Raw genomic sequence first — 25,813 nt, forward strand, 5'->3', positions numbered from 1 at the left:
ATCAGTTCGCTCGGTTGCCGGGCGTCAGCCCGGCCACCTCGCCGATGACGTAGACCGTCGGCGGGGTGATGTCTTTTTCTGCCATGGTTGCTCCGAGTTCTTGGAGTTGGCAGCGGAAGCTGCGTTCGCCGTCCATGGTGCCTTCTTGGATGATGGCGACAGGGGTGGTGCCGGGTAGGCCGCCGTCGATAAGCGCATCGGCGATAGCAGCGGCATTTTTCACGCCCATGATGACAGATAGGGTGGCGCGGCTTTGGGCGAGGGCTTCCCAGTTGACCAGGGACTTGGGGTGTCCGGGTGGGAGGTGGCCGGAGACAACCGTGAAGCCGTGGACGATGCCGCGTTGGGTTACTGGTGTGCCAGCCAGGCCCGGAACGGCGACAGCAGAAGTCACGCCGGGGATGACTTCGAAGGTGAGGTTGGCTTTGGTGAGTGCCTGGATTTCTTCGAAGCCGCGGCCGAAGACGAAGGGATCGCCGCCTTTTAAGCGTGCGACTTTCTTGCCGGCGGTGGCGTGTTCGATGAGCAGTTCGTTGATTTTCTCCTGCGTAATCGACTTTTTGTAGGGCAGTTTGGAGACGTCGATGATGTGTTTGCTGGAGACATCGCAAAGCTGCTCTAACTGCGCGGTGGGCCCTAGGTGATCGGCGAGGATGACCTCGGCGTCTTGGAGGGCGCGCATGCCGCGGACGGTAATCAGGTCCCACGCGCCGGGACCGCCGCCAATGAGGGTGACAGGGTATGTGACACTAGTCATGGCCCATTAGTGTAGTAGTCGCTACTATGCTTGGGGCCCATGGATGACGATTACTTCAGTGGTAGCGACTACGACCCCGAAACAGTGCGCTTTTTCGATATTGCGCACGAGGGGGCGCAGGTTCGTTTGCTGGCAGAGGCGGTTCCAGAATGGGCAAGGCAGCTTAGTGGTCTGCAGCCCCGGTCGTTGATTTTGTTGCCGACTGATCCCATTGCGCGCATTGCAGCACATGCTGCGATTGCGTTGGCAGAACCGCTGCGTTTGCCGGTGGTGGTCACCGAATCGCTGCCGCAGTATGTCGGCGCGCTGGATATCGTGGTCGTGCTCGGGGAAGCAGGGGAGTGCGAGTGGGCATCGCATAGCTTGATTAATGCCGATCGCCGCGGTGCGCACACGATTTTGATTGGGCCACCGCGCGGTCCGTTGCTGGACGATGCCCCGGATGATGTGTTGGTGGCACCGCACCTGCCGACCGCGGAAGGATCGTCGCCGGCGCGTTTCTTTGCTGGTTTGGCCATGGTGATTGGTCTGTTGGAGCGTGACCCGGAGTACGTGCGTGAGCTGCTTAACGATGCCGCCGCAGCCGTCGATGAGGAACTGACTCGTCTGTCGCCAGAACATGATGCGGCAACCAATCCGGGGCGGCAGCTGCGTGAGTTCGTGGACGGTGCGCAGGTCGTCCACAGTCATGGCGTCGATACGCGTGCCCAGGGTGATGTGCAGCGCCGCATTCCTATCGATGCAATGGTGGCCCGCTGTGCCGCAGCCATCTGGGCAGCACAGGGCTTAGGCGGCACCTATACCGCGCCGGAGGACCTGCCGCGCGTGCAGGCAATGAACCAGGCGACAAAGTCACAAAGTGATGACATATTCTTTGACCCGTTCCTGGATGCTTCACCCGATGACAAGCCTTTGGTACCGTTAAAAGTCGTCTTATGGGGGCAGGAGGAAACGTCCCTGCCCAACACGATGGCTGTGGCAAGCGCGGATCCCAACCTGGGAGAACTCGCCCGCGCGCTGCAGCTTGTTACGCGCGCCTACGCCGCGACCGCCTACGACATTGCTTAAGGAAGTACATGCAGCTGCTCAATAGCGCCTCGCGCCACTACTCCTGGGGTTCTCGTACGATGATCCCGGAGCTTATCGGTGAACCGAAGGCCGACCGTCCCCTCGCGGAGCTGTGGTACGGTGCCCATCCTGCCGCACCCTCCACGGTGGGTGAGGAGCCTTTGAATGCGCTTATCGATGCCGCCCCGGACACCCAGCTGGGCCAGCGCGTTCAGGCTGACTTCGGCGACCGCTTGCCTTTCTTGATGAAGCTGCTGGCTGCCGAAGAGCCACTGTCGCTGCAGGCACACCCCTCTAAAGCTCAGGCTGAGGAGGGTTTTGCCCGCGAAAACGAGCAGGGCATTGACCTTTCGGCCAGCAACCGCAACTACAAGGACGACAACCACAAGCCCGAGCTCATCGTGGCGCTCACGGAGTTCTACGCCATGGCTGGTTTCCGTCCGCTGGCACAGACGCGTGAGCTTTTCGATGCCCTCGATTGCCCCGACTTAGCCCGCTACCAAGCGATGCTGGTCGAAGGCGAGGACGCCGAATCAGACAATCTGCGCACGCTGTTTACCACCTGGATTACGATTCCTTCGGCGAACCGCAAGCAGCTCATCAACGCCATTGTTGATGCCGCGCAGAAGCTGTTGGAGAACCTGCCTGCCGATGACTGGAAGGCACAGGTCCTGCGCACCATCATCGACCTAGATGAGCGCTACCCGGATGACGTCGGCGTGCTGGGCGCATTGTTGCTTAACCACATCGTCTTACAACCCGGCGAGGCCCTCTTCCTAGCTGCCGGCAAGCTGCACGCCTACGTCCACGGCATGGGCGTGGAAATCATGGCCAATTCCGACAACGTGCTGCGCGGTGGCCTAACCCCGAAGTTCGTCGATGTTCCCGAACTGGTCAAGGTGCTCGACTACGTCGCCATCAAGGACCCACGGATTCACACCCAGACCGGCACCAGCGCCCGCGTGGAGAATGGCACCTGCCGTGCCTACCCAGTCCCAGTCGACGACTTCCGCCTCGACTGCCTCGAACTCGAAGCCAACGGCACCGCCGCCGTCGCCCACGACGGCCCACTAGTCCTGCTCAACACCGCAGGCGAAACCGAACTCACCAGCGGCGAGAACACCGAAACCCTTCGCCCCGGCCAAGCCGTCTGGGTACCAGCTTCCGACGGCGAAGTCACCGTTAACGCGACCGCTAAGTCGCAGCTATTCATCGCGCGGGCTTAACGCGGCTCAACACAATTTCGCCCCAGCATAGGGATCGAAAAGGCGCGGTAGCGATTGCTACCGCGCCTTTCTTATTGCTGTTACTGAGTAGGCGTTGGGGCAGGTGGGCCGCCGGTGGTGTCACGCTCAGCGGTTGGGGCGCGCTGCTCACCGTTGTCGTTTTCTTGTGGAGCGTTCTGCTGGGTGCGCTGAGTTTCCTGCGCATCCTGCGGCTCTGCAGAAGAACCAGGGGTCGTACCCGGGCGGAAGCCCGGTGGGAAAGTAACTTCGATCTTTTCCTCGTCCGACTGCTGCTCGGCTGGAACCGTTGGGCGATCCTCGCCAGATGGCTCCGGCTGCTGCGAGGATGGGGTTGGTTCCTGGGTGGTCGGGCGCTGCGTTGGCTGCGGTTGCACCGGCTGCTGCTGCGGCTGGGTTGGCTGCGCAGGCTGCTGATCCGACAAGCTATCCGGACGGTAGTAGCGGGTTGGCTCTGCAGCTTGGCCGCCACTGTTAACTACAGCGTTCGGGGCAAGAAAGGGGTCTTCGCCCTGTGCATAAGGTTGTGCAGGCTCCTGGCGTTGTGGCTGCGCAGGTCGCTGGTCGTCTTCGTTGTCCCGGCTGGAGGAGGTGGTCTCCGATTCGCTCGACGAGGAGCTGGTCGTGGATTCTTCCTCACTGGTTGCCTCAATGTTGGAAGACGATTCGATGGCGGTCGAGTCATTAGCCAGAGTGGTGTTGGGCACGCTCACACGCCACACCAGAAAGCCAATGGCTACTGCGGCGAGCAGGCCGACTGCAAAAAATGCAATGACTCGGCGCGAGTCTGTGTTCACCACTTTCACCGCTTTCCCCTTTCGCTGGTAACAAGACGATAACAACAGTAGCATGATCATTGCATCTTGAGAACAGAAATTTTTGCAGGACCGCTACTTTGCCGCGTTGATTGTGGTATAGACACCTTGTGAAGGGAGAAGCAATGAGCACCTGGGATGAGCACGTTTTTGACGTGGAAGCCAACGTCGATTTCCTCGATGAACTGTCCAATCTGGAAGACGATGAAATCGTGCAGGCGATTGCCGACGCCGTCGCTTTGTCCACCAGTGGACAGGCTAGTGACGAGGAAGAAGAAAACGCCCAGGCTGCTGCCACTATCGCTGCTATCTGGGCAGGAGCGCCCTTTAGCGCCGGTGATTCCGTAGCGGATTATCCTTTCATTCGTTCCCTGGTCGGTGAAGGCGATGAAGAGCTGCGCGAGCAGGCAGCAGAAATCCTGGAGGCTGTCGAGGAAGACTATGACCTCGAGCCCTTCCTAGAAGCACTGTCTTAAAACATATAGTTACAGAAAGGCTGCTCCTGCATGCTCGTCAGCATTGAAGGCATTGACGGTGCCGGCAAAAACACTCTGGTAAATCGTCTCCGCACCGAACTTGACCGGGAGTTTCCGGTCCTAAGCTTCCCGCGTTATGCCGATTCCATTCACGCTCAGCTCGCCCAAGAAGCCCTCTACGGTCGCATGGGCGATATGACTGATTCGGCCTATGCCATGGCCACGTTGTTTGCCCTGGATCGCCACGGCGTGCGCGAGCAGCTCGCTGCGGCAGCCGCCCAGCCAGACATCTTGTTGTTGGACCGCTACGTGGCATCGAATGCGGCGTACTCGGCTGCCCGGCTTGGCGATGACGCAGTGATGGACTGGGTATATGACCTGGAGTTTGGCAAGCTGAGCCTGCCCAAGCCGCGCCTGCAGGTCTTTTTAGATACCGCAGTGGAGGTGGCAGCCGATAGGGCAGAGCAGCGCGCAGCTGCCGATGCCACCCGGGAACTCGACCGGTATGAACGCGATGCTGATCTGCAGGCCAATACTGCGGCGGCGTACCGTCGATTAGCTGAGCGTGAGTGGGCGGGGCAGTGGATCGCCACCGCGGATACCGATAGGATTATTCAGGTTATTAAAGAACTGATAGGGAAGTAGGAACGTTGACGCCGAAAATTCTGGTCGTGGACGATGACCCGGCCATCTCTGAGATGTTGACCATCGTGCTGGAGGCAGAAGGCCTGCAGCCTATCCCGGTCATGGACGGCAATGAAGCCGTGCCCGCCTTCCGGGAACACAACCCGGATCTCATCCTGCTGGACCTGATGCTGCCCGGCATGAATGGCGTCGATATCTGCCGTGCGATCCGCAGCGAGTCCGCGGTCCCGATTGTCATGCTCACCGCCAAGACTGACACCGTCGATGTGGTGCTCGGCCTGGAATCTGGTGCCGATGACTACATCACTAAGCCCTTCAAGCCGAAGGAGCTCATCGCCCGCATCCGTGCCCGCCTGCGCCGCACTGACAATCCTTCCAGTGAGTTGCTGGAGGTAGGCGACCTGCTTATCGATGTCCCGGAGCACACCGTCCGCCGCAAAGACGGCGAAGAGCTCTCCCTTACTCCACTGGAGTTTGACCTGCTGGTGGAAATGGCGCGCAAGCCTGGACAAGTACACACTCGCGAGTCCCTGCTTGAGCAGGTCTGGGGCTACCGCCATGCCTCTGATACCCGTCTGGTTAACGTCCACGTCCAGCGTCTGCGCTCCAAGATTGAGCGTGACCCAGAAGACCCACAGATCGTGCTGACTGTGCGCGGTGTGGGTTATAAGACTGGCAAGACCGACGAATAATTGATAGAGACGACCCTGATATCGGGGTCGTTTTCCGTACTTTTTAATTGAAGACTGGTTGTATGTTGGATCGTCTGCAGCGCGCTAGAGACTCCGTCGTTGATTCTTGGCGGACGTCTTTGCAAACGCGCGTTATCGGGCTCATCCTGATTGCCTCCACGGTGGTCATGGTGATCCTGGCCTACGCGCTGATTTCTGTGCTGACTCACCGCCTGGTGGATCAGAAGATCAACGCTGCCGGTCAAGAAATTGAACGCGCTCGCGTCACCGTCGAGCAGCAAATCAATGCCACGGGTACGGCGAACTCCGTGCAGGTGCGCATTAATTCCGCGCGTGCTTCGCTCGGGCAGCTGACGACGCAAACCTCCGAAACCCAGGCGGTATTCGAGCCAGTCATCCTGGTGCCTAACGCGGATGGTTCGGTGACCACCTCGCCGGAGGGCTATCGTATTCCGGAAAACCTGCGCCAGCTGGTTGCCGATGGCAACGTGGCCTACCAATTCACCGGCATCGACCAAGCCGATGGCCGCGACTACCAGGCACTCGTCATGGGTACACCAGTGGATTCTGATATTCCGAATACCCAGATGTATCTGGTGCTGTCCATGCAATCCGAGGCCTCCACCATGGCGCTGATGCGCGGCCTGTTGTCCGCGGCCGGCGTGGTCGTCGTCGTGCTGCTGGTGGGCATTGCCTGGTTGGCAACCCAGCAGGTGATTACCCCGATTCGTTCGGCATCGCGCATTGCACAGCGTCTGGCAGCAGGTCACCTGCGCGAGCGCATGGTCGTCGATTCCGATGACGAGATGGGCCGCCTGGCATCCTCCTTCAACGACATGGCGGACAAGCTGTCCAAGCAGATTACGCAGCTGGAGGAATACGGTGACCTGCAGCGCCAGTTCACCTCTGACGTCTCGCATGAGCTGCGCACGCCACTGACCACAGTGCGCATGGCAGCCGACATGATTGCCTCCGACCCGGATTCGCTGGAACCGCATGCCCGCCGTGCTTCGGAGCTGATGACTCGCGAGCTCGACCGCTTCGAGGAACTGCTCGCAGACCTGCTGGAAATCTCCCGTCACGACGCCGGTGTGGCCGACCTGTCTATCGCCACCATCGATGTGCGCTCCTGCGTCGAATCCGCGTGGGGCCAGGTCACCCACCTGGCACAGGAACTCGGTGTGGAGGTCAACTTCAACCTGCCGGATGAACCAGTCAACATGAATGGCGATTCCCGTCGCATCGAGCGCATCCTGCGCAACCTGCTGGCGAATGCCATTGACCACTCCGAAGGCAAGCCGGTCACCGTGGACATGGTGGCTTCCGACGACGCCGTCGGCATCGCCGTGACCGACCAAGGTGTGGGCCTCAAGGACGGTCAAGAAGAACTCGTCTTCAACCGCTTCTGGCGTGCCGATGCCTCCCGCAAGCGCCACTCCGGCGGTACCGGTTTGGGCCTGGCGATTGCCCGCGAAGACGCCGTCCTGCACGGCGGCACCTTAGATGCCAAGGGCTACATTGGTGTCGGTTCCCGCTTCCGCCTGCTGCTGCCGCGCGAGCCCAACACCATCTTCGATGACGAACCGATTGCCCTGGAAGTCCCGCATGCCCCGAAGGCAATTGCGCAGGCTGCCGAGCAGACCGATACTGAGCCTGTCGCTAACCAAGACGGCGAACCTACCCCGCAGGCAGATGCCATCGCCGTGACCCCGGACCCGGGCATCGTCTGGCCCTCGGAGCGCCAAGGTCAGCCCACGGAACGTCAAGGCCAGTTCAAAAAGCCCAAGACCGGCACGGGAATCCACGGCGAAGACCCGGACTTTGATGAGGAGGCCCAGCGATGAACAAGCTGCAACTCGCTGCCGTCATGGTGGTCGCTGCCACGACGCTGGGCGCGTGTTCAACCCTGCCGAATAACACCACCCCGCAGGTCTTGCACCCTTATGAAGACCACGACGAAGAAGAACCCGTCATCACCCCGGATGACTCCCGTTCGCCAGATCAGCTCCTGCGTGACTTCTTCTCCGCCTCCGCACTGCCGACTGGTAACTTCAGCGCAGCGCGCAGCTTCCTCAATGGCGAAGCCGCGGATTCCTGGAACCCGGATGGCCGCATGCTGGTTCTCGACAGCATCGACCTGGTCACTACCGATTCCGGCACGGACCTACGCGTCTTCCAGGCCCACGGCAAGCTGGTTGGCTCGGTAAGCACAGGCGGTGCATATAGCCCAGAAAGTGCGAACTACGAAGCCGAGTTCACCATGCACCACAACGACGGCAAGTGGCGCATCACGGACTTACCTGCCGAGGTCGTTATTGACCGCACCGAACTGCGCAACCAGTACCAAGCCCAGTCGCTGTACTTCTTCGAACGCACTGGTGAGGCGCTCGCCTCCGATCGTCGCTGGCTGTCCAGCAACCGCGAGTCACTGGATTCTGAGCTGGTCACGCTGTTGCTGCAGGGCCCCAGCGATACCTTGAGCCCGGGTACGGTGTCGATGATTCCTGCTGGTGCCAGCTTCGTCGGCTACGAGGGCGGTGCCTATCGTTTCGCAGGCATGACCAGCATGGATAGCGAGGAGCGTCGCAAGTTCGCAGCCCAGCTGGTCTGGACGCTGAACAACGCTGGTTTCCGCGGCCCCTTCGAGGTCATCGCCGATGGCGCCCCGCTGGTCGAGGGGCTCAAGGAGATGACCATCGATGACTTCTCCGAGTTCAATCCGCGCGACCCTGCCAGCACCGTCAGCGATCTCTATGCGCTTTACGGTGGCAACCTGCTCGACGTGACCACCGAAGGCACCGAACCAGTCCCTGGTGCTACCGGCAACATTCAGTCTGCCGATGTCTCCTCCCAGGGCGCGGTGGCCGCGGTGCGCAAGCTCGACGAGCGCAACTCGCAGTTGTTCATGGGCGAAATCGGTGCGGGACTGGAAGAATCGCTGTCCGCACGCACGCTGTCCCGACCGAGTTTCGAGCTGGCTGGCGATGCCGCCTGGACCGTTGTCGATGGCTCCCGCGTGGTCCGCGTCAAGCTCTCGGAAGGCCAGCGCATCACCGAATCCGAGGTCGATACTTCCGCTCTCGATGACATTGACGGCGAGATTTCCGTGCTGCGATTGTCCTCGACCGGCGCGCGCGTAGCCATGATCATCAACGGTGGTGTCTACACCGGCGTGGTCGCCCGCTCCCAGGACGGCGAGTACCGGATTGCCAGCGTCCGCGAGATTTACCCCGACATCGGCGATAGCGCCCTGGCGCTGGACTGGCAGCAGGATGGCTCGCTCATCGTCGGCACTGCCAACACCGATTCGCCCATCTGGCGTATTGAGCAGGACGGTTCCGCCTCCACCGCGATGGCCTCGGGCAACGTCTCCGCACCGGTTGTCGCACTCGAGGTCTCGCCGTCGGCGATCTACCTCACCGATTCCCAGGCCATGCTGGAACTGCCCAGCGCGGATACCGAAGCCAACCAGTCCAGCTTCTGGCGCGAAGTCCCCGGCGTGCAAGGCCGCCGCTCAGCACCTATCGTGGCTAACTAGCACGACATTACGGGGGAGGGGACATGTTGCCATGGTGGGCGCAGCTCGGCGAGCTCATCCTGCCCAGGTCCTGCGCGGGCTGCGGCGCGCCCGGCGACATTCTGTGCACTGCTTGCCGATGCCACCTGCAGCAAGTACCCAGTCCCATCCACCGCCCCAGAGATTTGGGCACCCGGGTCTTTGCCTTGGGCCCGTATTCGGACATCCGCCGCTCTGCGATTATTGCGATGAAGGAGCAAAACAACCAGGCCGTGCGCGACTACATCGGCGCTGTCTTTGCCGCCGGTCTCGATTACCTGCGTGCCCGCGGCGATATCCCCGAAAACTTCTGTCTGGTTCCGGCACCGACACGTCCGCGCAGTGCCCGGGCCCGCGGTGGGGATCCGGTGGAGCAGTGGTGTGCTTACGTCGCAAAGCATCTGCCCGGGGTGAGTTACCTGCCCGCGCTGACGTTGCGGCAACAAGTGACCGACCAATCCCGTCTGGATGCGGCCCAGCGGTGGAAAAATATGCGGGATGCGGTGCAGGCGCGGGACATCGTTAAGCATGTGGCAGGACGGCCGGTGATTGTGCTGGATGACGTGGTGACCACGGGTGCTACGCTGGCGGCAGCTGTGGCGACGTTGCGGGGTGCGGGCGCGGTGGTTCGCGGTGGTCTCGTGCTTGCCGATGCATAAAATAACCCCCTCAGTCCCGTTGGTTATGACCACTGGTAACATGGTTGGTGTCACAAGGGATAACGACTGTGACCCGCGAAAACTTAAAATCTTTTAAGAAAGTGCTGGTCACAAAGGTTATAGACTGTGCACTCTGTTCAGTCCCACAAGATAAGGGAGGCAATTCATGTCCCAGCCAACCAATGCCCAGGTCACGATCACCGGCCGTAACGTTGAGGTGCCGGAGCACTTCCAAGAGCGCGTGACCGAGAAGTTGGCCAAGATTGAACGACTCGACCCGACGCTGACTTTCTTCCACGTCGAGCTGAAGCACGAGCCAAACCCGCGCCGTGATTCCGAGTCGGACCGCATCCAGATCACCGCGACCGGCAAGGGCCACATTGCTCGTGCCGAGGCCAAGGAAGACTCCTTCTACGCAGCACTCGAAACTGCACTGGCTAAGATGGAGCGCTCCCTGCGCAAGGTGAAGGTGCGCCGCGAGAACGTCAAGTCCGGCCACCGTGCCCAGAAGGGTACCGGCGAGTTGGCAGCAGAGATGGTGGCCAAGGCTGAGGCCAACCGTGCCAAGGAAGAGCGCTACGTCGACCCGTACGCCGAGACCGTCGAGGACGTTCGCCCGGGTCAGATCGTGCGTACCAAGGAGCACTCCGCTACCCCGATGAGCGTTGATGAGGCTCTGTCCGAGATGGAGCTGGTGGGACACGACTTCTACCTGTTCATCAACGAAGAAAACAACAAGCCTTCGGTTGTCTACCGTCGTCACGCTTTCGACTACGGTCTGATCTCCTTGGGTGAAGACGAGAAGTAATCCTTCTTCTTTCTCCGACCCGTCCACTGGTTTCCGGTGGGCGGGTTGTTGCATTTCTGAATACTCTCAGGGATTACCCAGTAGCCCAAAGGGTCTTGGCGCAGGGTTGTGCGTACAATGGTTCGAGTTAACAATTTTGTCGCGATGAGAAGGACTACCCCAAGTGTTTGGACTCTCCAAGCTGCTGCGCGCCGGTGAAGGACGCACCGTCAAGCGCCTGGCCAAGATGGCCGATGAAGTCATTGCCCTGGAAGACGATTACGCCCAGCTAAGCGATGAAGAACTCAAGGCCAAGACCGACGAGTTCAAAGAGCGCCTCGCGGGCAAGGAGGAGATGAACGACATCCTCCTCGAGGCTTTCGCCACCGTGCGTGAAGCTGCCTGGCGCGTGCTCGGCCAGAAGCACTACAAGGTGCAGGTCATGGGTGGTGCGGCCCTGCACTTCGGCAACGTTGCGGAGATGCGCACCGGTGAGGGCAAGACCCTGACCTCGCTGCTGCCGGCCTACCTCAATGCCCTAGAGGGCAAGGGCGTGCACATCGTGACCGTCAACGATTACCTCGCCAAGCGTGACGCCGAGATGATGGGTCGTGTGCACCGCTGGCTCGGGCTTGAGGTCGGCGTCATCCTGTCGGAGATGCGTCCGTCTGAGCGCAAGGCCGCCTACGACTGCGATATCACCTATGGCACCAACAACGAGCTGGGCTTTGATTACCTGCGCGACAACATGGTGCGTTCGCTTAACGATGTCGTGCAGCGCGGCCACAACTACTGCATCGTCGACGAGGTCGACTCCATTCTTATCGACGAAGCGCGTACTCCTTTGATCATCTCCGGCCCGGTGGACGGCTCGTCGCAGTTCTACGGTGTCTTCTCCCAGCTGGCACCGCGCATGCGCGAAGGCATCCACTACGAGGTCGACCACAAAAAGCGCACCATTGGCGTGCTGGAAGAGGGCGTGGAATACGTCGAGGACCAGTTGGGCATCGACAACCTGTACGCCCCGGAGCACTCCCAGCTGGTGTCGTACCTGAACAACGCGCTGAAGGCCAAGGAGCTGTTTACCCGCGATAAGGACTACATCGTGCGCAACGGTGAAGTCATGATCGTTGACGGCTTTACCGGCCGTGTGCTGGCAGGTCGCCGCTACAACGAGGGCATGCACCAGGCCATTGAGGCCAAAGAGGGCGTGGAGATCAAAAACGAGAACCAGACCCTGGCGACCGTGACTCTGCAGAACTACTTCCGTCTTTACGACAAGATTTCCGGTATGACCGGTACCGCAGAGACCGAGGCAGCCGAGCTGCACTCCATCTACGGCCTGGATGTGGTCTCCATTCCGACCAACAAGCCGAACCAGCGTACCGACCACTCCGACCGCATTTACAAGACCCAGGAGGCTAAGTTCTCCGCGGTGGTCGACGATATTGCGGAGCACGTTGAGAACAACCAGCCAGTTCTGGTCGGTACCACTTCCGTTGAGCGTTCCGAGTACCTCTCGCAGCTGCTGGAAAAGCGCGGCATCGAGCACTCTGTTCTGAATGCGAAGCACCACGAGCAGGAGGGCCAGATTGTCGCCCGCGCGGGTCGTCCGGGCACCGTCACCGTGGCTACCAACATGGCAGGCCGCGGTACCGATATCGTGCTCGGTGGCAACCCCGAAGTCATCCTGGATGAGAAGCTGCGCGACCGCGGCCTCGACCCGTTTGAGGACGAAGAGCGCTACCAGGAAGCCTGGGATGCCGAGATCGATGAGGAAAAGGAACGCTCCAAGAAGCAGGGCGACCTCGTCCGCGAAGCCGGTGGCCTCTACGTTCTGGGTACTGAGCGCCACGAGTCTCGCCGTATTGATAACCAGCTGCGCGGTCGTACCGGCCGTCAGGGCGACCCGGGCGAGACCCGTTTCTACCTGTCCATGCGCGATGAGCTGATGGTTCGCTTCGTCGGCCAGTCCATGGAAAACATGATGAACCGTCTGAATGTGCCTGACGATGTCCCCATCGACTCCAAGATGGTCTCCAACTCCGTCAAGGGCGCCCAGGCCCAGGTCGAGAACCAGAACTTCGAGATGCGTAAGAACGTCCTGAAGTACGACGAGGTCCTCAACGAGCAGCGCAAGGTCGTCTACTCGACCCGCCACGAAATCCTGGATGCCGGCGACCTCAAGGACAACATCCGCAGCATGATCGACGACACCATCTCCGCTTACGTCGCTGGCGCTACCGCGACCGGCTACGTCGAGGACTGGAACCTCGATGAGCTGTGGAACGCCCTGGAGTCCCTCTACGGCCCGTCCATGTCCCACGAGTCCCTCGTCGAGGGCAGCGAGTACGGCTCGGCAGGTGAGCTCACCGCAGAGCAGCTTCGCGATGCATTGCTTGCCGATGCCCACGCCCAGTACGACGAGCTGGAAGACCACATCACCTCCATCGGCGGCGAGAAGCAAATGCGCAACACCGAGCGCATGGTCATCCTGCCAATCATCGACCAGAAGTGGCGCGAGCACCTCTACGAGATGGATTACCTCAAGGAAGGCATCGGCCTGCGTGCCATGGCCCAGCGCGACCCACTGGTCGAGTACCAGAAAGAAGGCGGCGACCTCTTCAACGCCATGAACGACGGCGTGAAGGAAGAAACCGTCCGCCAGCTGTTCATGCTGCGCAAGCAGTTCGCGAAGCAGGAAGAAACCGCGGAAGTCTAAAAGACTTCCGCGGGGACGAAACCTCGCTTCACTTAATGCCCAGTCGCTCGACTGGGCATTTTTCTGTCTAAAGTATTAGAATTATTGGAACATCATTGTCGTTGCTAGGGGATTAGCTATGTGGTCTCGTTTCTCACTGCGTTGGGGTCTACCCGCAGTGCTGTCTGCGAGCCTGCTGAGCAGCACCGTTGCTGTAGCCTCCCCGCCGGAGCAGACCGCCGAGACTCGCCAAGAAACCTGCGAGGTTGAACTCAACCCGCAAGAGCAGCAGTCCTACCAGGACGCCGCGACCGAGATTTACCACCTCGCCGCTGAGCGCAAAGATGCGCTTGCCGAGTTCGAGGTCCTCCAGCCTGCCGACCTCGATTCCGCATTCAGCTTCTACTTTGATGCACCGACTGCCGACTTTCCCTGGCAGCCGCGCGAAGTCGCCGTCGATAAAGGCCAAGGCGTTGTCACCGAACGCGCCATCCTGACCTACCTGCGTCACCTCTCTGAGGACTACGCCTACGTCGTCGACGCAGCGCAGACCGGCGTACTTGCCGAGCGCACCGCCACCGAACCCATCGAAGGCGCCTTCCCCGAGCAATTCCCGGCCTATCAGCATGCCCTCGAGCGCAGCGCAGAGCTGAGCAACCGCGTCACCGCCCCGTGTGTCGAGGCGGCAGCTGAGGAAACCGCAGCCGGAGAAGCGGAAGCCGACGACCACGGCATGCCTGCCGGCATCACCGCCGCACTCGCCACCGCGACCGCGATGCTGCTCGGCGTGACCGTAAGCGGCTGGACTTCTGTCGACTGGGCAGAAATCCTGAGCACCATCGGCCGCCTCGTCTAAACCAGCGCCACGCCCTAGCGCGCCGCTTCACATCAGGCGAAAGCTGGTCAGCCGATCCTTGCCAAAAGTGCCCGTGAAGGCATGACTGTGCCTGCCAATTTGGGCTGATCCGAAGAATTCGCCACCGCCACGGGCGTGCAGGCTGCGCAATTCGCAGGGCACGCTGCGCAAGGAAGTGCCGTGCCCGCGTGACCAGGCCATCAAGTGCAGGCGAATGACGGGGTCGAAAGTCTCGCGGCGAATTTGGCGCAGTGGGCGAGCACCCGCGGCGACCTCGACGGCGATGCGGACGAGTGCGCGTGCTCTTTCCCGAATGCGCAAGTCTTCTTCGGTAGGCACGCGTTCATAACGAACTGGGTCAGCCGGCTGATAAAGCTGCAAGTGGCTAAACCCCGGGATGGGAACATACATGGGCTCTCCTGAGCCCGGAAGAACAAAGCGACGCCCCCACATCATGACACAGCCCACACGAGCTCGCAGCACAACTGTGAGTTTCCTGAAAGGGGTGGGCGCGCTGAAAAATTTTCTTCGATATACTCTCGGGGGTTATCTACACGAACAACGTAAAGGACAAGTGATTATGCGCGGTCTGATCGTCGATTACGTCGGCGTACTCGATGGCACTGAAGAAGACGTCAAGCGCTGGCGCAGCCTCTTTGCCGCAGCCAAGGCTAACGGCGTGGCAACGGCCATTCTTTCCAACGACCCAGGCGGCCCGGACGCCGAGCCCATCCGCGAGTGGGAATACCGCGGCATCGTCGACGCGGTCATCCTCTCCGGTGAGGTCGGAGCTGAAAAGCCGGAGCGCGCTGCATTCCAAGCAGCTGCCGATGCCATCGAGCTCCCTCTCAACGACTGCGTCATGGTCGACGACGGCATCCTCAACGTCCGCGCCGCCGTGGACTTCGGCATGGTCGGTATTCTCTATACCGTCTTTGACCGCAGCAGCGTCGAGATCCAGGCTCTGTTTGATATCGAGGGCGAGTTCTAAATGGCACGCGTCTACCTGCCTGCCACCTTCGCCATGCTCACTGAGCTGCAGGAAACCGGCAAACTCCACGCCCGCTCGGGCTGGGGTTTCATGGTCACCCCGGCTCTGCGCGAGTTCTACACCGCCGGCGACGAAGAAGAAATCGCCTACGCGGCCTTCCTGGAAGCCTCCATGGCTTCGCTGCGTCTGCTCGCGATTGGCGATGAAGACAAGTTCCCCTACCGCCGCGTGGTCATCTCCGTCGATGTTCCGGACAAGAACGTCACCGCACGCCCGGACATGGGTGAGCCGGTCGTCGCCCTGGAACCGGCAGCCATCGAGGTCGACGATGTCGCCGCCATCCACGTCGATATCGAGGAATCCGAAAAGGACACCGCCCGCGCCATCACCGCCATCGATACTGCGGACTTGGGCGATGAGGACGCAGAGCTGGCAGTTGGCGATGCCCTCGACAACTTCATGGCCTTCTACGACCCGACTGAGCTGCCTTTCCTCATCGAACTGCTCTAGTTCTCCCAGTCGACGTTGGTGCGCAGCGCCGCCAGCAGGCGCCGCACCGCGTCCCGACGCCTAGCCGAGGCAGTATCTTCTTCAATCTCATCCAACCCGCACTCCGGGTCGGTTGGGGGACCGGCGTGCGTGCATCCACGCGGACAATTCTCCGTCGCTTCGGCCAGGTCCTCAAAGACGCCCAACACGGTATCTGCGTCCACGTGCGCCAGACCGAAAGAACGGATGCCCGGGGTATCAATCAACCAGCCATCCTCTAACGGCAGCGCCACGGATTGGGTCGAGGTGTGCCTGCCCTTGCCGACGGCCGAAACCTCACCGGTCTCGCGATCCGCATCGGGAATCAGGCGGTTGACCAGCGTCGATTTTCCCACTCCAGAATGCCCAATCAGGGCAGTCACATGGCCCTCAACAACCTTGGAGACTGCATCCAGCGAGTCATCCACGCCCGCAGTCACCACGGGCACATCCAGATCGGCAAACTCCGCTGCGAAAGGTGCCGGGTCCGCCAGGTCCGTCTTGGTCAGGCACAGCACTGGCGAGACATTGCCCACGAACGCAGCAATCAGTGCGCGCTCCACAAACCCCGAGCGCGGCGGCGGATCCGCCACAGCCGTGACAATCAGCATCTGGTCAGCATTGGCCACCACGATGCGCTCATAAGGATCCGTATCATCCGCAGTACGCCGCAGTACCGACGTGCGCTCCGCAAGCTTAACGATGCGCCCGAGCGTATCCTTCTTACCCGACGTATCACCCACCACGCCCACGCGGTCACCGACTTCGATGGGGGTGCGTCCCAGCTCGCGGGCGCGCATGGTGGTGACCACGGGACCATCGTCAAGTGCAACGCCCCAACGCCCGCGGTCTTTGGTAATCACCATGCCGAACTTGGCGTTTTTGTGCTTCGGGCGGTCCTTCGTACGCGGCCGCGAGCCCTTGCCGGGGCGCACGCGCACATCGGATTCGTCATAAGAGCGAAAGCTGCGAGCCACGCTACTTCGCCTCCAACATTTCAGTCCACAGGTCCGCAAAGCCCGGCAGCGTCTTCGCGGTCGTGGCGATGTTTTCAACCTCCACGCCCTCGACGCGCAGACCAATAATCGCACCGGCAGTCGCCATGCGATGGTCGTGGTAGGTATGCCACGTCCCGCCCTGCAGTGGGGCCGGTTCGATGTAGAGCCCATCGTCGAGCTCAGTGACCTTACCGCCAAGCCCGTTAATCTCCGCAGCCAGCGCCTTTAGGCGATCCGTTTCGTGTCCGCGCAGATGCGCGATGCCATAAAGCTTCGACGGGGTCTCCGCGAGCGCACACAGCGCCGCAACGGTCGGGGTGAGTTCCCCAATCGGGCCCATATCCCGCTCGATGCCCTGCAGCGCACCGCCACCATGGACCGCCACACTGCCGTCGGCGCGCGAGACCTCCACGCCCATCTCCGAGAGAATCGCGCGAATCTCATCGCCAGGCTGGGTGGTGGAATCCGGCCAATCCTGAATCGCCACCGTGCCGCCAGCCACCGCAGCAGCAGCCAAGAATGGTGTGGCGTTGGACAAGTCCGGTTCAATCTTCCACTCGCGCGCGGCAATTGGGCCAGGATGCACGGTCCAGCGGTTCTCACCGGACTCGACGCGCACGCCGGCGTCTTCCAGCATCGCCAGGGTCATCTCGATGTGCGGCAAAGAGGGGAGTGGTCCGCCCTCGTGGCGCACGGTAATGCCCTTCCGGTAACGCGGCGCCGACAACAACAGCCCCGAGACAAACTGCGACGACCCCGAGGCATCAATGGTGACCTCGCCGCCCTCCGGAACCTGGGAGGAGCGCAGGTCGAAAGGCAAGCTATCGCCGTCGACGTCCACGCCGAGGTCGCGCAGTCCGCCCAAGATGGCGCCCATGGGGCGGGCGTAGGCTTGTTTGTCGCCGTCGACGTGGACGGGGCCATCGGCAAGCGCTGCTAAAGGCGGAAGGAAACGCATGACCGTACCGGCCAGGCCACAGTCAATGGAAGCCCCATGCAGCGGGCCCGGGGTGATGTGCACGGTGTCACCGTCGTGCTCCACGCCGATGCCCATGGCCTGCAGGGCTGCCTCCATCAGTTCGGTATCGCGGGACTTTAAGGCGCCGGTGATGGTGGAGGGGCCATCGGCAAGCGCGGCTAGGATGTAGGCGCGATTGGTCATCGACTTGGAGCCGGGAACGCGCATTTCCCAGCTTAAAGGCCTCGTTGCTACCGGTGCGGACCACAGATCAGACATGTAGTCCATAATAGGGATCATGTGCGGAAGATTTGTATTGTTCAGCGAGTCGCTTCTCGATGCCGTCGGCGACCTGCCCGGCATCACCGAAACACACGCCCCCGACGGCCTGCCGGGACCGCGCTACAACATCGCGCCTACCCAGATGGTCGCGGTGGTGCGCGTGCAGGAATCGCTCGCCCAAGTCGACCCCGCGCGCTGGGGGCTGATTCCGCAGTGGAAGAAGGACCTTGATGGTCCGCCGCTGTTTAATGCCCGCGCTGAAACCGTGGCGTCCAAGCCTTCCTTCCGTGCGGCGTTTAAGAACCAGCGCTGCCTGATTCCGCTGGATGGCTACTACGAGTGGCACAAAGACGACGACGGCGGCAAGACCCCGCACTTTGTGCAACACGACGGCATGCTGTGGGCTGCGGGCCTGTGGGAGACCGGCCTGGACCGGTTGTCGGCGACCATGGTGACCACCGAGGCAACCGAGGAAATGGCCTGGCTGCACGGTCGATTGCCGCTGTTTCTGCAGCCGGCTGAGGTCCGCACTTGGCTGGAGGGCACGCCTGACGATGCCGCCACGTTGCTCGAGCCTTCCCGCCTGCGGGGCTTTCAGACCCGGTCGGTGGACAAGGCCGTGGGCAACGTGCGTAACGATTACCCCGAGTTGATTGCCTAGAATGGTTAGGACTCAACAAGCAAGGAGTGTGTCGATGGCAGCCTCATTTGAGGAACAAGCCCTGCCGCTGCTGGACCAGCTCTACGGCGGCGCGCTGCGCATGACGCGTAATCCGCAAGACGCGGAAGATTTAGTGCAAGAAACCTACCTCAAGGCTTTCAAGGCCTTTGATTCCTTCAAGCAGGGCACCAACTTGAAGGCGTGGCTGTATCGCATCATGACCAATACCTATATCAACTCCTATCGCAAGGCTAAGCGGCGCCCGACGGAGTCGTCGGCGGATGAGTTGAGCGATTTTCAGCTCTATACGACCTCCGGCCACGACTCCACGGGCTTGGAATCCGCTGAGGTCGCCGCGTTGAAATCCATCCCGGATGACACGATTTCCGATGCCGTCAACGACCTTCCCGAGGACTACCGCATGGTCGTCTACTACGCCGATGTCGAGGGATTGGCTTACAAAGAAATCGCCGAAATCATGGGCACTCCGCTCGGAACCGTGATGTCGAGGCTGCATCGGGGAAGAAAATTGCTCCGAAAAGCGTTGAAGGACGTAGCGAGAGAACAAGGCATCGGTTTGAACCATCCCGATATGGAGGCGGAATAATGACCTGTGAGCATGGAAACTGCAACTGCAGCCAGGCTGAGGTGGAGGCCTTGATTTGCGAGCTTTTCGATGACTGCCTCGACCCCGCCCGCGCCCGCGCCATCCGCCTGCGGCTATCCGAGTGTGCCGCCTGCGACGAGCGGCTTCGCGACGAAGAGTTCATCCGCCAGCACGTCAAGAAGTGTTGCTCCAATCAGCCGGCACCGCCTACCCTCCGCGAGCGCATTACCGTCCAAATTCGTATGACGCGCCGCACCTACCGCTAGTTTGCCGCGGCCAATAACCTGGGCTTTTGCAAAGTTATCCACAGGCTAAAAATTTTCTCTAGCGGGCCTTGACATCCTCCGCTTAGCGTTAAAGGCATGAACAAATTAGATGCCTTAGCTCAAGCGTTTACCGCGCCCATGGAGACACTCTCCGAGGTCGCGGCGCTGACGAATGCGCATCTCCAAATGCTGGGTTTCCCGCGGAAGTTCTCCCGCGAGCTGCTCACGCTGTCCGATATTTACTTCGGCGAAACCCCCTACACCCAGCTCCAGGCCAAGTCCCGCAATACCCCGCATGACCTCTCCACCTTGCTGGAGATGGAGAAGAAAGCCAGCCGGATAAAGAAGCACGTGGATCGCTACAAGTTCCGCATCGCGTGTGCTGACGTACCAGCTAGCAAGATTGGGCAGGTGGCCAAGGAATTCATGGACCCGCCTAAGCCACCAGAAGAGGGCACCGCTTTGACGCGCTCCAAGACGGACAGGTGGACCTACCGTTTGACTGGCGATTCTGAGCTAATTGCTCAAGTTCGCGATATGTTCCCCACCATCGACTCCGTCAGAGAATTCTTGCGCACTGGCAAAGTCAACGGCACTGCTGTAACCACCCATGTGGTGATCAACCTGGACGAGCTGGACAAGATTGTCGATGGTCAAGGCGACGACATCGTTCTACAAATGACCAACGGTGCCAAAATCACCGGCGCCCAGCTTGTGCAGCAGATGTTTACCGATCACGGCTACGCCACCCTCATTCATCCCGTCGAGGGCCCGGTCAACCTCTATCGCACGCAACGAAGCGCAAGTTTCAAGCAAAGAACCATGGCGAAGGCGGAAAACCCGGTCTGTCCGTGGATACATTGCCTCAAAGGTGCGGATGAGTGTCAGGTTCACCACATAGTGGCCTGGAAATACGGCGGAGAAACCAACGCCTCAAATCTCACTACAGCGTGTGACCATCACAACGGAAGAAATGATGATGGTAATGAACGAAGAAACGGCAAACTTCTAAGAATTAGAGGCAAAGTCGAATGGGTCCCACCCTGGGCATACTGAAGCAGGCCCACGTATTACTAGGAACCCCTAGGCAGTTCCGTATGCCATAACCCCCCAACAGACGCTGAAAGCCCGGCAACTACCGGGCTTGTCGGTGATCCCAGAATCGGTGGACCCTAGGCGTGCGAAACCCGCCCTCGGAAAATCCGGGGCGGGCTTTCAGCATCTGTCTTATGCGTTAGGACGCTTACCGCGGTTAGCGGACTTCTTACGGCGATCCTTGCGCTTACGACCACGCTTGCTCATTGGGTACTCCTTCGTTGAGGGTAAATGAACTGCACTTAACCTTAGCGGCACGGGATGCCGTGGCGGAAATCGGGGTGGTTTAGGCGGTCACGCGAGCGCGACCACGGCCGCGGTTGCGACGACGCTTGAGAGCGCGACGCTCTTCTTCAGACAGGCCGCCCCACACGCCGGCATCCTGGCCGGACTCGAGGGCCCACTTCAGGCACTGGGTAGCAACCGGGCAACGGTTGCAGACCAGCTTGGCCTTAGCAATCTGGGTCAGGGCAGGGCCGGAGTTACCGACCGGGAAAAACAGCTCGGGGTCTTCATCGCGGCAAACAGCTTCGTGGCGCCAATCCATCTTTGAAATCTCCTAACAAATTTTCGACAGCAGTACACACCGATGCGCATAAAGCGCAACAGTGAAAAAGGGGACAGGTAACCGGTCTGCAAGCAGTGGGGTCTGGGGTGACCGCGTCGATGCCGCCATGGTTTACCTGGCGTTAACTCGAAGTTTGCTCCGAGTTAAGAGCTGGTTAAACAGCTCGTCGTTTTCGCTACTCAAGAATCATGACATGTTTACTTAGCCTGCGCTAGGGTTAAAGCCTAAAATGTGAGCAACAACACCCCTATTTTTTCTTTTGGCGCGGATCTTGCGGGGCCTTTTCAGGACTTCCACAGGTGACAAAGTGGGTGTGAGCTTGCTGTTTAGCAAAAAGCTAGTGAGTGTGGCTGCTGCGTTAGCGTCAAATCCGAGAAATTCGATTGCCCCCGTGTTCTACGCCACGTGTAGAGAGACATTCCCCGATGGGTTAAACAATTGTCTTTGCCTAGGTAAACTCACACGAGTGTCTACGACGAATCAGCCTCCAGCCTCTGCCCGCGCACCCTGGTCTGTGTGGATGGCCTCGCTTATCGCCATCGCTCAGTCCCTCGTGGTGATTACTTTTGGCATCTTTTTGGTCGTGCGCGACATCAACGATGCAGATAACCCCTCGATGGTCTCGTCGACTGACGTCGCTTCCCACGTGGGTACTGGTACGGCCGTCTTTATCTTCATCATCTTCGGCTTCGTTATCGCCGGTGCGATTGCTTTCTTGCTGGGCAAGCGCTGGGGCCGTGGCGCCATCGTGCTGGTGGAGTTCATCCTTATCCCCAGCTCTTTCCAGATGATGTCCGGCGGTAGCATTTACCTCGGTATTCTCACCTTGGTCACCGCCGTCATCACGCTGTATCTGATGATGTTCTCCAAAGACACTGCCGCATGGGCGGAGATGAACTTTTAGCGCAGGATGACGGTGTGATCGCCGCGGGTTTCGGCGAGGGCATCGCCAAGCATGCTTAAAGACACTGGCCCGCGGTAGCCGTCGCGGTCGACGTCGATGCTGCGCTCGGTGCGCCAGGTCGTGAGGTTGACCAACTCCAGGCCCTCAGGCGTGGGCAGGACCAGCTTGTCGCCGAGCGCGACGCCAGTGCCGATGGCCTGGTCAAAGGTGTGATCAATCTGCAGCGTGGAGGGGCGCAGCAGGTGCAGGCGCTCGCCATCAAACCAGGACATGTGGTGGGGCAGGTCCGCGGTCGCAGGCGCAAAAGGGGTGGAAGAATCGCGTACGTGTGGGGAGAGTTCTGTAGGCCACGCGCCGGTTTGCTCGTCGGCAGAAGAATAAGTCACGACCTGCTCGCCGGGCTCATAGACAGCCGCAGCGTCCTGCCCAATGGCGACCAAACGGGCGCCGGGGTTGTCCAGTTGAACTTCGGCGGTGATTTCGGGCTCGCGGGCATCGTCAGGCGTGGTGTCTAAAAAGCGCAGCCAGGTCGTCTCGTTCGGGCAGGTCTCAGTTAAGGCAAGCAGCTCCGTGCGAGTAAGCGCGGAGGTAATCGTGCACTCGGGATGGGGCTGCTGGTCGGGCTCCTGCGGGGCTTCGACGTGGCCGTATTCGATGGTGCGAACCATATCGGAACGCCACAACTCGACGCGCTCGGTCGAGACGGTGCCCACGCGGTCGTTGGAGGAAATCGGCACGACTTCATCGGTGTTAATCGCACTCCGGGTATCGGAATAGGTTCCGTCCGCCGCGTTGATCGTGACGACATCGCCGCAGCCCACGCCGGTGCGATACACCGCGACGACCTTGTCCCAGGCGCCGCCAATCGAACACAGGTCGGCATCGTCACGCGTGTAGGTCCATAAGATCTCGCCGGTAGAAGAATGCCCGCGGATCTGCGGGCCCTCGTGAGTGACCAGGACGCCATCGACAACGAGCGGGCGGTACTGGCCCGGGACCAACTCATTGGGCAACTCCGCGGCAACCGACAGCGTGTCGGGCAGCTCGTTCCAGGCGGCGACCTCCGGGGCGGAGGCGTGTGTTTCCAGGTCAGCCTGGCGAATATTAGCGGTGGCCCAAGCCCCGGTGACGGCAAGCACGCTGACGCCCGCAATAACGGCGGTGGCAATCCAATCAGCGCGCGTGGAGCGCAACGGTTTCATCGACGACGCCCCTTCCGCGGACCAGGACGCTGCATTTTCACCTGCCCAATCACGCGGGTAGGCGCACCAACTTTGTCGGAGGCGTCATCGGGGATGGAGAGGGCATCGGCAAGCTCGGGCGAGGTGCTAAACCACTGTGGCGGTTCTGGAGTATCGAGGTTGAGCTCGTCGTTAATCACGCGCCATTTGGCCAGCTCATCGTAGCCGACCAGGGTGACCGCGGTGCCCTCGTTGCCCGCGCGACCGGTACGGCCAATGCGGTGGACAAAAGTCATCGGATCATCGGGGACCTGGTAGTTAATCACGTGGGTGACATCATCGACGTCGATGCCGCGGGCGGCGATATCGGTGGCCACCAGAATGTCGACCTTGCCGGTGCGAAACGCCGCGAGGGACTTCTCACGCGCGCCCTGGCCCAAATCGCCGTGGACGGCGCCCACCTTGAAACCGCGCTCGGCCAGCTGGTCAGCCACCGTGGCAGCCGAACGCTTGGTGCGGGTAAAGATAATGGTCCGCCCGCGGCCGTCGGCCTGCAGCACGCGGGTGAGCACCGCGACTTTGTCCATGCGGTGGGCCTGGAAGGTGACCTTGCGGGTAGTGGCATGCGTTTGGTCGGACTCGCCGGACTCAGCGCGAATGTGTAGCGGCTTGTGCAGGAAGTTGCGCGCCAGCGTGACAATCGGGCCGGGCATCGTGGCCGAAAACAGCATCGTTTGGTGCTTGTTGCCTTCCAAAGCCCTGAGCAACTTTTCAATATCGGGCAAAAAGCCCAGGTCCAGCATCTCGTCGGCCTCATCGAGCACGAGCACTGCAACCTTGTTCAAACGCAGCTCGCCCTGCTGGTGCAAGTCAATCAGACGCCCCGGGGTACCAACGATGACATCCGCACCCTTCTTAATCTGCCGAATCTGCTCCGCGTAAGGGCGCCCGCCGTAGATGGTGCGCACCTTCAGTGGTAGATGGCGGGCGGCAACCTGCAGGTCCTCGCCGACCTGCATGGCCAGCTCACGGGTGGGGACCACAATCAAACCCCGAGGGGTACCGTCCAGCTCGGGCACGGCGGCATCGTCAAACACGCGGTCCAGAAGCGGCACGCCGAAGCCGTAGGTCTTGCCCATGCCCGTGCGGGCCTGGCCGATAAGGTCCTGCCCCGACAGTGCAATGGGCAAGGTGAGCTCTTGGATGGCAAAGGTACGGGTGATGCCACGGCTAGTCAAGGCCTCACAAATTTCGGCGGCAACGCCGAGGGCGGCAAAGGTAGGTGGCGAAGATTTGGAGGCAGACACACCTCGATACTAGCGGCCGTGGTTATAGTGGGGCCATTAGATAGTCGCGAAGAAAGGAAAATTTTCATGGACATTAAGTTTGGTTTCGCCGATACTGCCCGCGAGCTGGTCATCAAGGCCGAAGGCACCCAGGAGGAGCTGACCTCGCAGATTAACTCCGCGCTGGCAGATAATTCGACGCTGGAGCTTTCCGACGACAAGGGCCGCAAGTACATCGTGCGCACCGACCGCGTCGTCTACGTAGAAATTGGTGCTACCAAACCACACGCCGTGGGTTTCGCCGGCGTCTAAGCAGCCGGGTAACCTAAGGGGCCATGGAGAAAGATAACGCCGTAGTCCGGTTTGCGCGCGAGTACGGCTGGTGGCGGGTCGTTGCGATTCCCGTGCTAGCCGTGCTGACGATTTGGCTTGTGGTCGACATTGCCACGGCCTCGTCGGAGCCGGACAACTCCGCCCAGGATGCCCCGGTGACCTCGGTGCCGGAGGAGACCTCCCGCCCGGGCCCGGATCCGGCGGACCAGGAGGCCATTCAGCGCGCTGCGGATGCGCTGCCCGCCGGGGGCGACTACACCGAGCGCGGCGAGGATACCTACCGTGAGGCGCCGCGTTCCGATGCCCACTTTGGCCACGACGGCGAGCGCACTATCCGGTACTCCGTGGAGATTGAAAACGGCGTGAACACGGATGCTTACGGCGGCGATGCAGCGTTCGCATCGCTTGTCGATGCCACCTTGGGCGACCCCCGCGGCTGGACCGCACGCGGTGACTTCGAATTCATCCGCGTCCCGGCCGACGAAGACCCGGACACCCGCATCCGTTTGACTTCCCTGCACACCACAGCACAGCTGTGCGGTGCCGACCTGGAGACCGAAACCTCCTGCCACACCGGCATTACCGGCGAGTCCACCGTGGTGCTCAACGAATCTCGCTGGGTACGCGGTGCGGTGCCTTTTGAAGGCGACATTGGCAATTACCGCCAGTACCTGGTCAACCACGAGTTCGGTCACGCCATCGGATATGCCGAGCACCAGGCCTGCGGCGGCCAGGGCAAACTGGCACCAATCATGATGCAGCAGACGCTCAGTATGAACAACGCGCAGTTGCACGAGCAGGATCCGGAAGAGATTTACCCGGATGATGACGTAACGTGCGAGCCTAACCCCTGGCCTTACCCGAACCCGCAGGTCCAGGACCCGCACCAACCTGAGTAA

At 60.8% G+C, this 25,813-nt stretch carries 29 protein-coding genes; 20 read left to right on the forward strand and 9 right to left on the reverse strand.

Annotated elements, in window-relative coordinates:
* Nucleotide 1: 1 nt before the first annotated feature.
* Nucleotides 2-757 (reverse strand): uroporphyrinogen-III C-methyltransferase, encoded by a 756-nt coding sequence (gene cobA / locus UL81_RS03060; RefSeq protein WP_052097796.1) that lies wholly within the window; start codon nucleotides 755-757, stop codon nucleotides 2-4.
* 39 nt (nucleotides 758-796) lie between these two features.
* Here cobA and UL81_RS03065 point away from each other — a divergent pair, with 39 nt between their 5' ends.
* Together UL81_RS03065 and manA are read left to right on the forward strand one after the other, a co-directional pair.
* The gene (locus UL81_RS03065) at nucleotides 797-1,825 is read left to right on the forward strand and encodes a hypothetical protein (protein ID WP_035106872.1); all 1,029 of its coding nucleotides are present in this window, start codon (nucleotides 797-799) and stop codon (nucleotides 1,823-1,825) included.
* Between the two features lie 8 nt (nucleotides 1,826-1,833).
* Nucleotides 1,834-3,051 (forward strand): mannose-6-phosphate isomerase, class I, encoded by a 1,218-nt coding sequence (gene manA / locus UL81_RS03070; RefSeq protein WP_035106874.1) that lies wholly within the window; start codon nucleotides 1,834-1,836, stop codon nucleotides 3,049-3,051.
* An 80-nt stretch (nucleotides 3,052-3,131) separates the two neighbouring features.
* Here manA and UL81_RS11455 read toward each other — a convergent pair whose 3' ends face one another.
* A complete protein-coding gene (locus tag UL81_RS11455; RefSeq protein WP_052097797.1) occupies nucleotides 3,132-3,875 on the reverse strand; it encodes a hypothetical protein in 744 nt (247 codons plus the stop codon).
* 134 nt (nucleotides 3,876-4,009) lie between these two features.
* Here UL81_RS11455 and UL81_RS03080 point away from each other — a divergent pair, with 134 nt between their 5' ends.
* The 9 genes from UL81_RS03080 to UL81_RS03120 all read left to right on the forward strand — a co-directional run bounded on the left by UL81_RS03080 (nucleotide 4,010) and on the right by UL81_RS03120 (nucleotide 14,256).
* Complete coding sequence (locus UL81_RS03080; protein WP_035106876.1) at nucleotides 4,010-4,360, forward strand: DUF4259 domain-containing protein; 351 nt, start codon at nucleotides 4,010-4,012, stop codon at nucleotides 4,358-4,360.
* Nucleotides 4,361-4,390: 30 nt separating this feature from the next.
* Nucleotides 4,391-5,005: a dTMP kinase gene (locus UL81_RS03085; RefSeq protein ID WP_035106878.1), complete on the forward strand. Its 615-nt coding sequence runs from the start codon at nucleotides 4,391-4,393 to the stop codon at nucleotides 5,003-5,005.
* A 5-nt stretch (nucleotides 5,006-5,010) separates the two neighbouring features.
* Nucleotides 5,011-5,697 (forward strand): MtrAB system response regulator MtrA, encoded by a 687-nt coding sequence (gene mtrA, locus UL81_RS03090; protein ID WP_035106880.1) that lies wholly within the window; start codon nucleotides 5,011-5,013, stop codon nucleotides 5,695-5,697.
* Between the two features lie 62 nt (nucleotides 5,698-5,759).
* On the forward strand, nucleotides 5,760-7,541 hold the full coding sequence (mtrB, locus tag UL81_RS03095; protein ID WP_082099154.1) for an MtrAB system histidine kinase MtrB: 1,782 nt from the start codon (nucleotides 5,760-5,762) through the stop codon (nucleotides 7,539-7,541).
* Nucleotides 7,538-9,235 (forward strand): MtrAB system accessory lipoprotein LpqB, encoded by a 1,698-nt coding sequence (lpqB, locus tag UL81_RS03100; RefSeq protein ID WP_046453246.1) that lies wholly within the window; start codon nucleotides 7,538-7,540, stop codon nucleotides 9,233-9,235. The genes mtrB and lpqB overlap by 4 nt, the downstream gene beginning before the upstream one ends.
* 23 nt (nucleotides 9,236-9,258) lie before the next feature.
* Nucleotides 9,259-9,912, forward strand: coding sequence for a ComF family protein (locus tag UL81_RS03105; RefSeq protein ID WP_035106882.1), 654 nt, complete (start codon nucleotides 9,259-9,261; stop codon nucleotides 9,910-9,912).
* 166 nt (nucleotides 9,913-10,078) lie between these two features.
* A complete protein-coding gene (gene hpf, locus UL81_RS03110) occupies nucleotides 10,079-10,720 on the forward strand; it encodes a ribosome hibernation-promoting factor, HPF/YfiA family (RefSeq protein WP_035106884.1) in 642 nt (213 codons plus the stop codon).
* A 163-nt stretch (nucleotides 10,721-10,883) separates the two neighbouring features.
* Nucleotides 10,884-13,421 (forward strand): preprotein translocase subunit SecA, encoded by a 2,538-nt coding sequence (secA, locus tag UL81_RS03115; protein ID WP_035106886.1) that lies wholly within the window; start codon nucleotides 10,884-10,886, stop codon nucleotides 13,419-13,421.
* 118 nt (nucleotides 13,422-13,539) lie between these two features.
* A complete protein-coding gene (locus UL81_RS03120; RefSeq protein ID WP_046453247.1) occupies nucleotides 13,540-14,256 on the forward strand; it encodes a hypothetical protein in 717 nt (238 codons plus the stop codon).
* Between the two features lie 27 nt (nucleotides 14,257-14,283).
* On the opposite strand, the gene UL81_RS03125 is transcribed toward UL81_RS03120, so the two are convergent.
* On the reverse strand, nucleotides 14,284-14,667 hold the full coding sequence (locus tag UL81_RS03125) for a hypothetical protein (protein ID WP_035106889.1): 384 nt from the start codon (nucleotides 14,665-14,667) through the stop codon (nucleotides 14,284-14,286).
* Between the two features lie 43 nt (nucleotides 14,668-14,710).
* Between UL81_RS03125 and UL81_RS03130 the strand changes: the two genes are divergently transcribed.
* Together UL81_RS03130 and UL81_RS03135 are read left to right on the forward strand one after the other, a co-directional pair.
* Nucleotides 14,711-15,247: an HAD-IA family hydrolase gene (locus tag UL81_RS03130; protein WP_330217035.1), complete on the forward strand. Its 537-nt coding sequence runs from the start codon at nucleotides 14,711-14,713 to the stop codon at nucleotides 15,245-15,247.
* Nucleotides 15,248-15,757: a DUF6912 family protein gene (locus UL81_RS03135; protein ID WP_035106890.1), complete on the forward strand. Its 510-nt coding sequence runs from the start codon at nucleotides 15,248-15,250 to the stop codon at nucleotides 15,755-15,757. It begins immediately after the preceding gene.
* Here UL81_RS03135 and rsgA read toward each other — a convergent pair.
* Together rsgA and aroA are read right to left on the reverse strand one after the other, a co-directional pair.
* A complete protein-coding gene (gene rsgA, locus UL81_RS03140) occupies nucleotides 15,754-16,752 on the reverse strand; it encodes a ribosome small subunit-dependent GTPase A (protein WP_035106891.1) in 999 nt (332 codons plus the stop codon). The two genes, UL81_RS03135 and rsgA, sit on opposite strands and share 4 nt — an antisense overlap.
* Nucleotide 16,753: 1 nt before the next feature.
* Nucleotides 16,754-18,031 carry a 3-phosphoshikimate 1-carboxyvinyltransferase gene (aroA, locus tag UL81_RS03145; protein WP_035106892.1) on the reverse strand — a complete coding sequence of 426 codons (1,278 nt, stop codon included), beginning with the start codon at nucleotides 18,029-18,031 and terminating at the stop codon, nucleotides 16,754-16,756.
* On the opposite strand from aroA, the gene UL81_RS03150 reads away from it, so the two are divergent.
* The 4 genes from UL81_RS03150 (at nucleotide 18,030) to UL81_RS03165 (ending at nucleotide 20,603) form a co-directional block, all read left to right on the forward strand.
* Nucleotides 18,030-18,674 carry an SOS response-associated peptidase gene (locus UL81_RS03150; RefSeq protein ID WP_035106893.1) on the forward strand — a complete coding sequence of 215 codons (645 nt, stop codon included), beginning with the start codon at nucleotides 18,030-18,032 and terminating at the stop codon, nucleotides 18,672-18,674. The two genes, aroA and UL81_RS03150, sit on opposite strands and share 2 nt — an antisense overlap.
* Before the next feature lie 34 nt (nucleotides 18,675-18,708).
* Complete coding sequence (locus UL81_RS03155) at nucleotides 18,709-19,281, forward strand: sigma-70 family RNA polymerase sigma factor (RefSeq protein WP_105360288.1); 573 nt, start codon at nucleotides 18,709-18,711, stop codon at nucleotides 19,279-19,281.
* A complete protein-coding gene (locus UL81_RS03160) occupies nucleotides 19,281-19,547 on the forward strand; it encodes a hypothetical protein (protein WP_035106896.1) in 267 nt (88 codons plus the stop codon). Before UL81_RS03155 ends, UL81_RS03160 begins: the two co-directional genes overlap by 1 nt.
* A 96-nt stretch (nucleotides 19,548-19,643) precedes the next feature.
* A complete protein-coding gene (locus UL81_RS03165) occupies nucleotides 19,644-20,603 on the forward strand; it encodes an HNH endonuclease signature motif containing protein (protein WP_046453249.1) in 960 nt (319 codons plus the stop codon).
* 171 nt (nucleotides 20,604-20,774) lie between these two features.
* Here UL81_RS03165 and UL81_RS12165 read toward each other — a convergent pair whose 3' ends face one another.
* Nucleotides 20,775-20,849, reverse strand: a complete 75-nt coding sequence (locus tag UL81_RS12165) for a 50S ribosomal protein bL37 (protein WP_100227335.1) — start codon at nucleotides 20,847-20,849, stop codon at nucleotides 20,775-20,777.
* A 79-nt stretch (nucleotides 20,850-20,928) separates the two neighbouring features.
* On the reverse strand, nucleotides 20,929-21,189 hold the full coding sequence (locus UL81_RS03170) for a WhiB family transcriptional regulator (RefSeq protein WP_035106897.1): 261 nt from the start codon (nucleotides 21,187-21,189) through the stop codon (nucleotides 20,929-20,931).
* A gap of 487 nt (nucleotides 21,190-21,676) precedes the next feature.
* On the opposite strand from UL81_RS03170, the gene UL81_RS03175 reads away from it, so the two are divergent.
* A complete protein-coding gene (locus UL81_RS03175; RefSeq protein WP_035106899.1) occupies nucleotides 21,677-22,114 on the forward strand; it encodes a hypothetical protein in 438 nt (145 codons plus the stop codon).
* Here UL81_RS03175 and UL81_RS03180 read toward each other — a convergent pair.
* Both UL81_RS03180 and UL81_RS03185 read right to left on the reverse strand, forming a co-directional pair.
* Entirely contained in the window at nucleotides 22,111-23,316 is a 1,206-nt protein-coding gene (locus UL81_RS03180) for an Rv3212 family protein (RefSeq protein WP_035106901.1), read from the reverse strand. The genes UL81_RS03175 and UL81_RS03180 overlap by 4 nt on opposite strands.
* Complete coding sequence (locus UL81_RS03185; RefSeq protein WP_035106902.1) at nucleotides 23,313-24,602, reverse strand: DEAD/DEAH box helicase; 1,290 nt, start codon at nucleotides 24,600-24,602, stop codon at nucleotides 23,313-23,315. Before UL81_RS03185 ends, UL81_RS03180 begins: the two co-directional genes overlap by 4 nt.
* Nucleotides 24,603-24,668: 66 nt before the next feature.
* Between UL81_RS03185 and UL81_RS03190 the strand changes: the two genes are divergently transcribed.
* Both UL81_RS03190 and UL81_RS03195 read left to right on the forward strand, forming a co-directional pair.
* Nucleotides 24,669-24,893: a DUF3107 domain-containing protein gene (locus UL81_RS03190; protein ID WP_035106903.1), complete on the forward strand. Its 225-nt coding sequence runs from the start codon at nucleotides 24,669-24,671 to the stop codon at nucleotides 24,891-24,893.
* A 23-nt stretch (nucleotides 24,894-24,916) separates the two neighbouring features.
* Entirely contained in the window at nucleotides 24,917-25,813 is an 897-nt protein-coding gene (locus UL81_RS03195; RefSeq protein WP_046453250.1) for a DUF3152 domain-containing protein, read from the forward strand.

Origin of the sequence: Corynebacterium camporealensis (genome assembly GCF_000980815.1) — a bacterium.
GTDB lineage: Bacteria > Actinomycetota > Actinomycetes > Mycobacteriales > Mycobacteriaceae > Corynebacterium > Corynebacterium camporealense.

Bases quoted from the DNA above. Each gene is read 5' to 3' on its own strand.
- UL81_RS03155 (WP_105360288.1), top strand. From the start codon at position 18,709: ATGGCAGCCTCATTTGAGGAACAAGCCCTGCCGCTGCTGGACCAGCTC.
- UL81_RS03195 (WP_046453250.1), top strand. From the start codon at position 24,917: ATGGAGAAAGATAACGCCGTAGTCCGGTTTGCGCGCGAGTACGGCTGG.
- UL81_RS03180 (WP_035106901.1), bottom strand. From the start codon at position 23,316: ATGAAACCGTTGCGCTCCACGCGCGCTGATTGGATTGCCACCGCCGTT.
- hpf (WP_035106884.1), top strand. From the start codon at position 10,079: ATGTCCCAGCCAACCAATGCCCAGGTCACGATCACCGGCCGTAACGTT.
- UL81_RS03160 (WP_035106896.1), top strand. From the start codon at position 19,281: ATGACCTGTGAGCATGGAAACTGCAACTGCAGCCAGGCTGAGGTGGAG.
- aroA (WP_035106892.1), bottom strand. From the start codon at position 18,031: ATGATCCCTATTATGGACTACATGTCTGATCTGTGGTCCGCACCGGTA.
- UL81_RS03165 (WP_046453249.1), top strand. From the start codon at position 19,644: ATGAACAAATTAGATGCCTTAGCTCAAGCGTTTACCGCGCCCATGGAG.
- manA (WP_035106874.1), top strand. From the start codon at position 1,834: ATGCAGCTGCTCAATAGCGCCTCGCGCCACTACTCCTGGGGTTCTCGT.
- UL81_RS03085 (WP_035106878.1), top strand. From the start codon at position 4,391: ATGCTCGTCAGCATTGAAGGCATTGACGGTGCCGGCAAAAACACTCTG.
- lpqB (WP_046453246.1), top strand. From the start codon at position 7,538: ATGAACAAGCTGCAACTCGCTGCCGTCATGGTGGTCGCTGCCACGACG.
- UL81_RS03080 (WP_035106876.1), top strand. From the start codon at position 4,010: ATGAGCACCTGGGATGAGCACGTTTTTGACGTGGAAGCCAACGTCGAT.
- UL81_RS03130 (WP_330217035.1), top strand. From the start codon at position 14,711: ATGACACAGCCCACACGAGCTCGCAGCACAACTGTGAGTTTCCTGAAA.
- cobA (WP_052097796.1), bottom strand. From the start codon at position 757: ATGACTAGTGTCACATACCCTGTCACCCTCATTGGCGGCGGTCCCGGC.
- UL81_RS03125 (WP_035106889.1), bottom strand. From the start codon at position 14,667: ATGTATGTTCCCATCCCGGGGTTTAGCCACTTGCAGCTTTATCAGCCG.
- UL81_RS03135 (WP_035106890.1), top strand. From the start codon at position 15,248: ATGGCACGCGTCTACCTGCCTGCCACCTTCGCCATGCTCACTGAGCTG.
- UL81_RS03120 (WP_046453247.1), top strand. From the start codon at position 13,540: ATGTGGTCTCGTTTCTCACTGCGTTGGGGTCTACCCGCAGTGCTGTCT.
- UL81_RS03150 (WP_035106893.1), top strand. From the start codon at position 18,030: ATGTGCGGAAGATTTGTATTGTTCAGCGAGTCGCTTCTCGATGCCGTC.
- UL81_RS03065 (WP_035106872.1), top strand. From the start codon at position 797: ATGGATGACGATTACTTCAGTGGTAGCGACTACGACCCCGAAACAGTG.
- UL81_RS03105 (WP_035106882.1), top strand. From the start codon at position 9,259: ATGTTGCCATGGTGGGCGCAGCTCGGCGAGCTCATCCTGCCCAGGTCC.
- UL81_RS03170 (WP_035106897.1), bottom strand. From the start codon at position 21,189: ATGGATTGGCGCCACGAAGCTGTTTGCCGCGATGAAGACCCCGAGCTG.
- UL81_RS03190 (WP_035106903.1), top strand. From the start codon at position 24,669: ATGGACATTAAGTTTGGTTTCGCCGATACTGCCCGCGAGCTGGTCATC.
- mtrB (WP_082099154.1), top strand. From the start codon at position 5,760: ATGTTGGATCGTCTGCAGCGCGCTAGAGACTCCGTCGTTGATTCTTGG.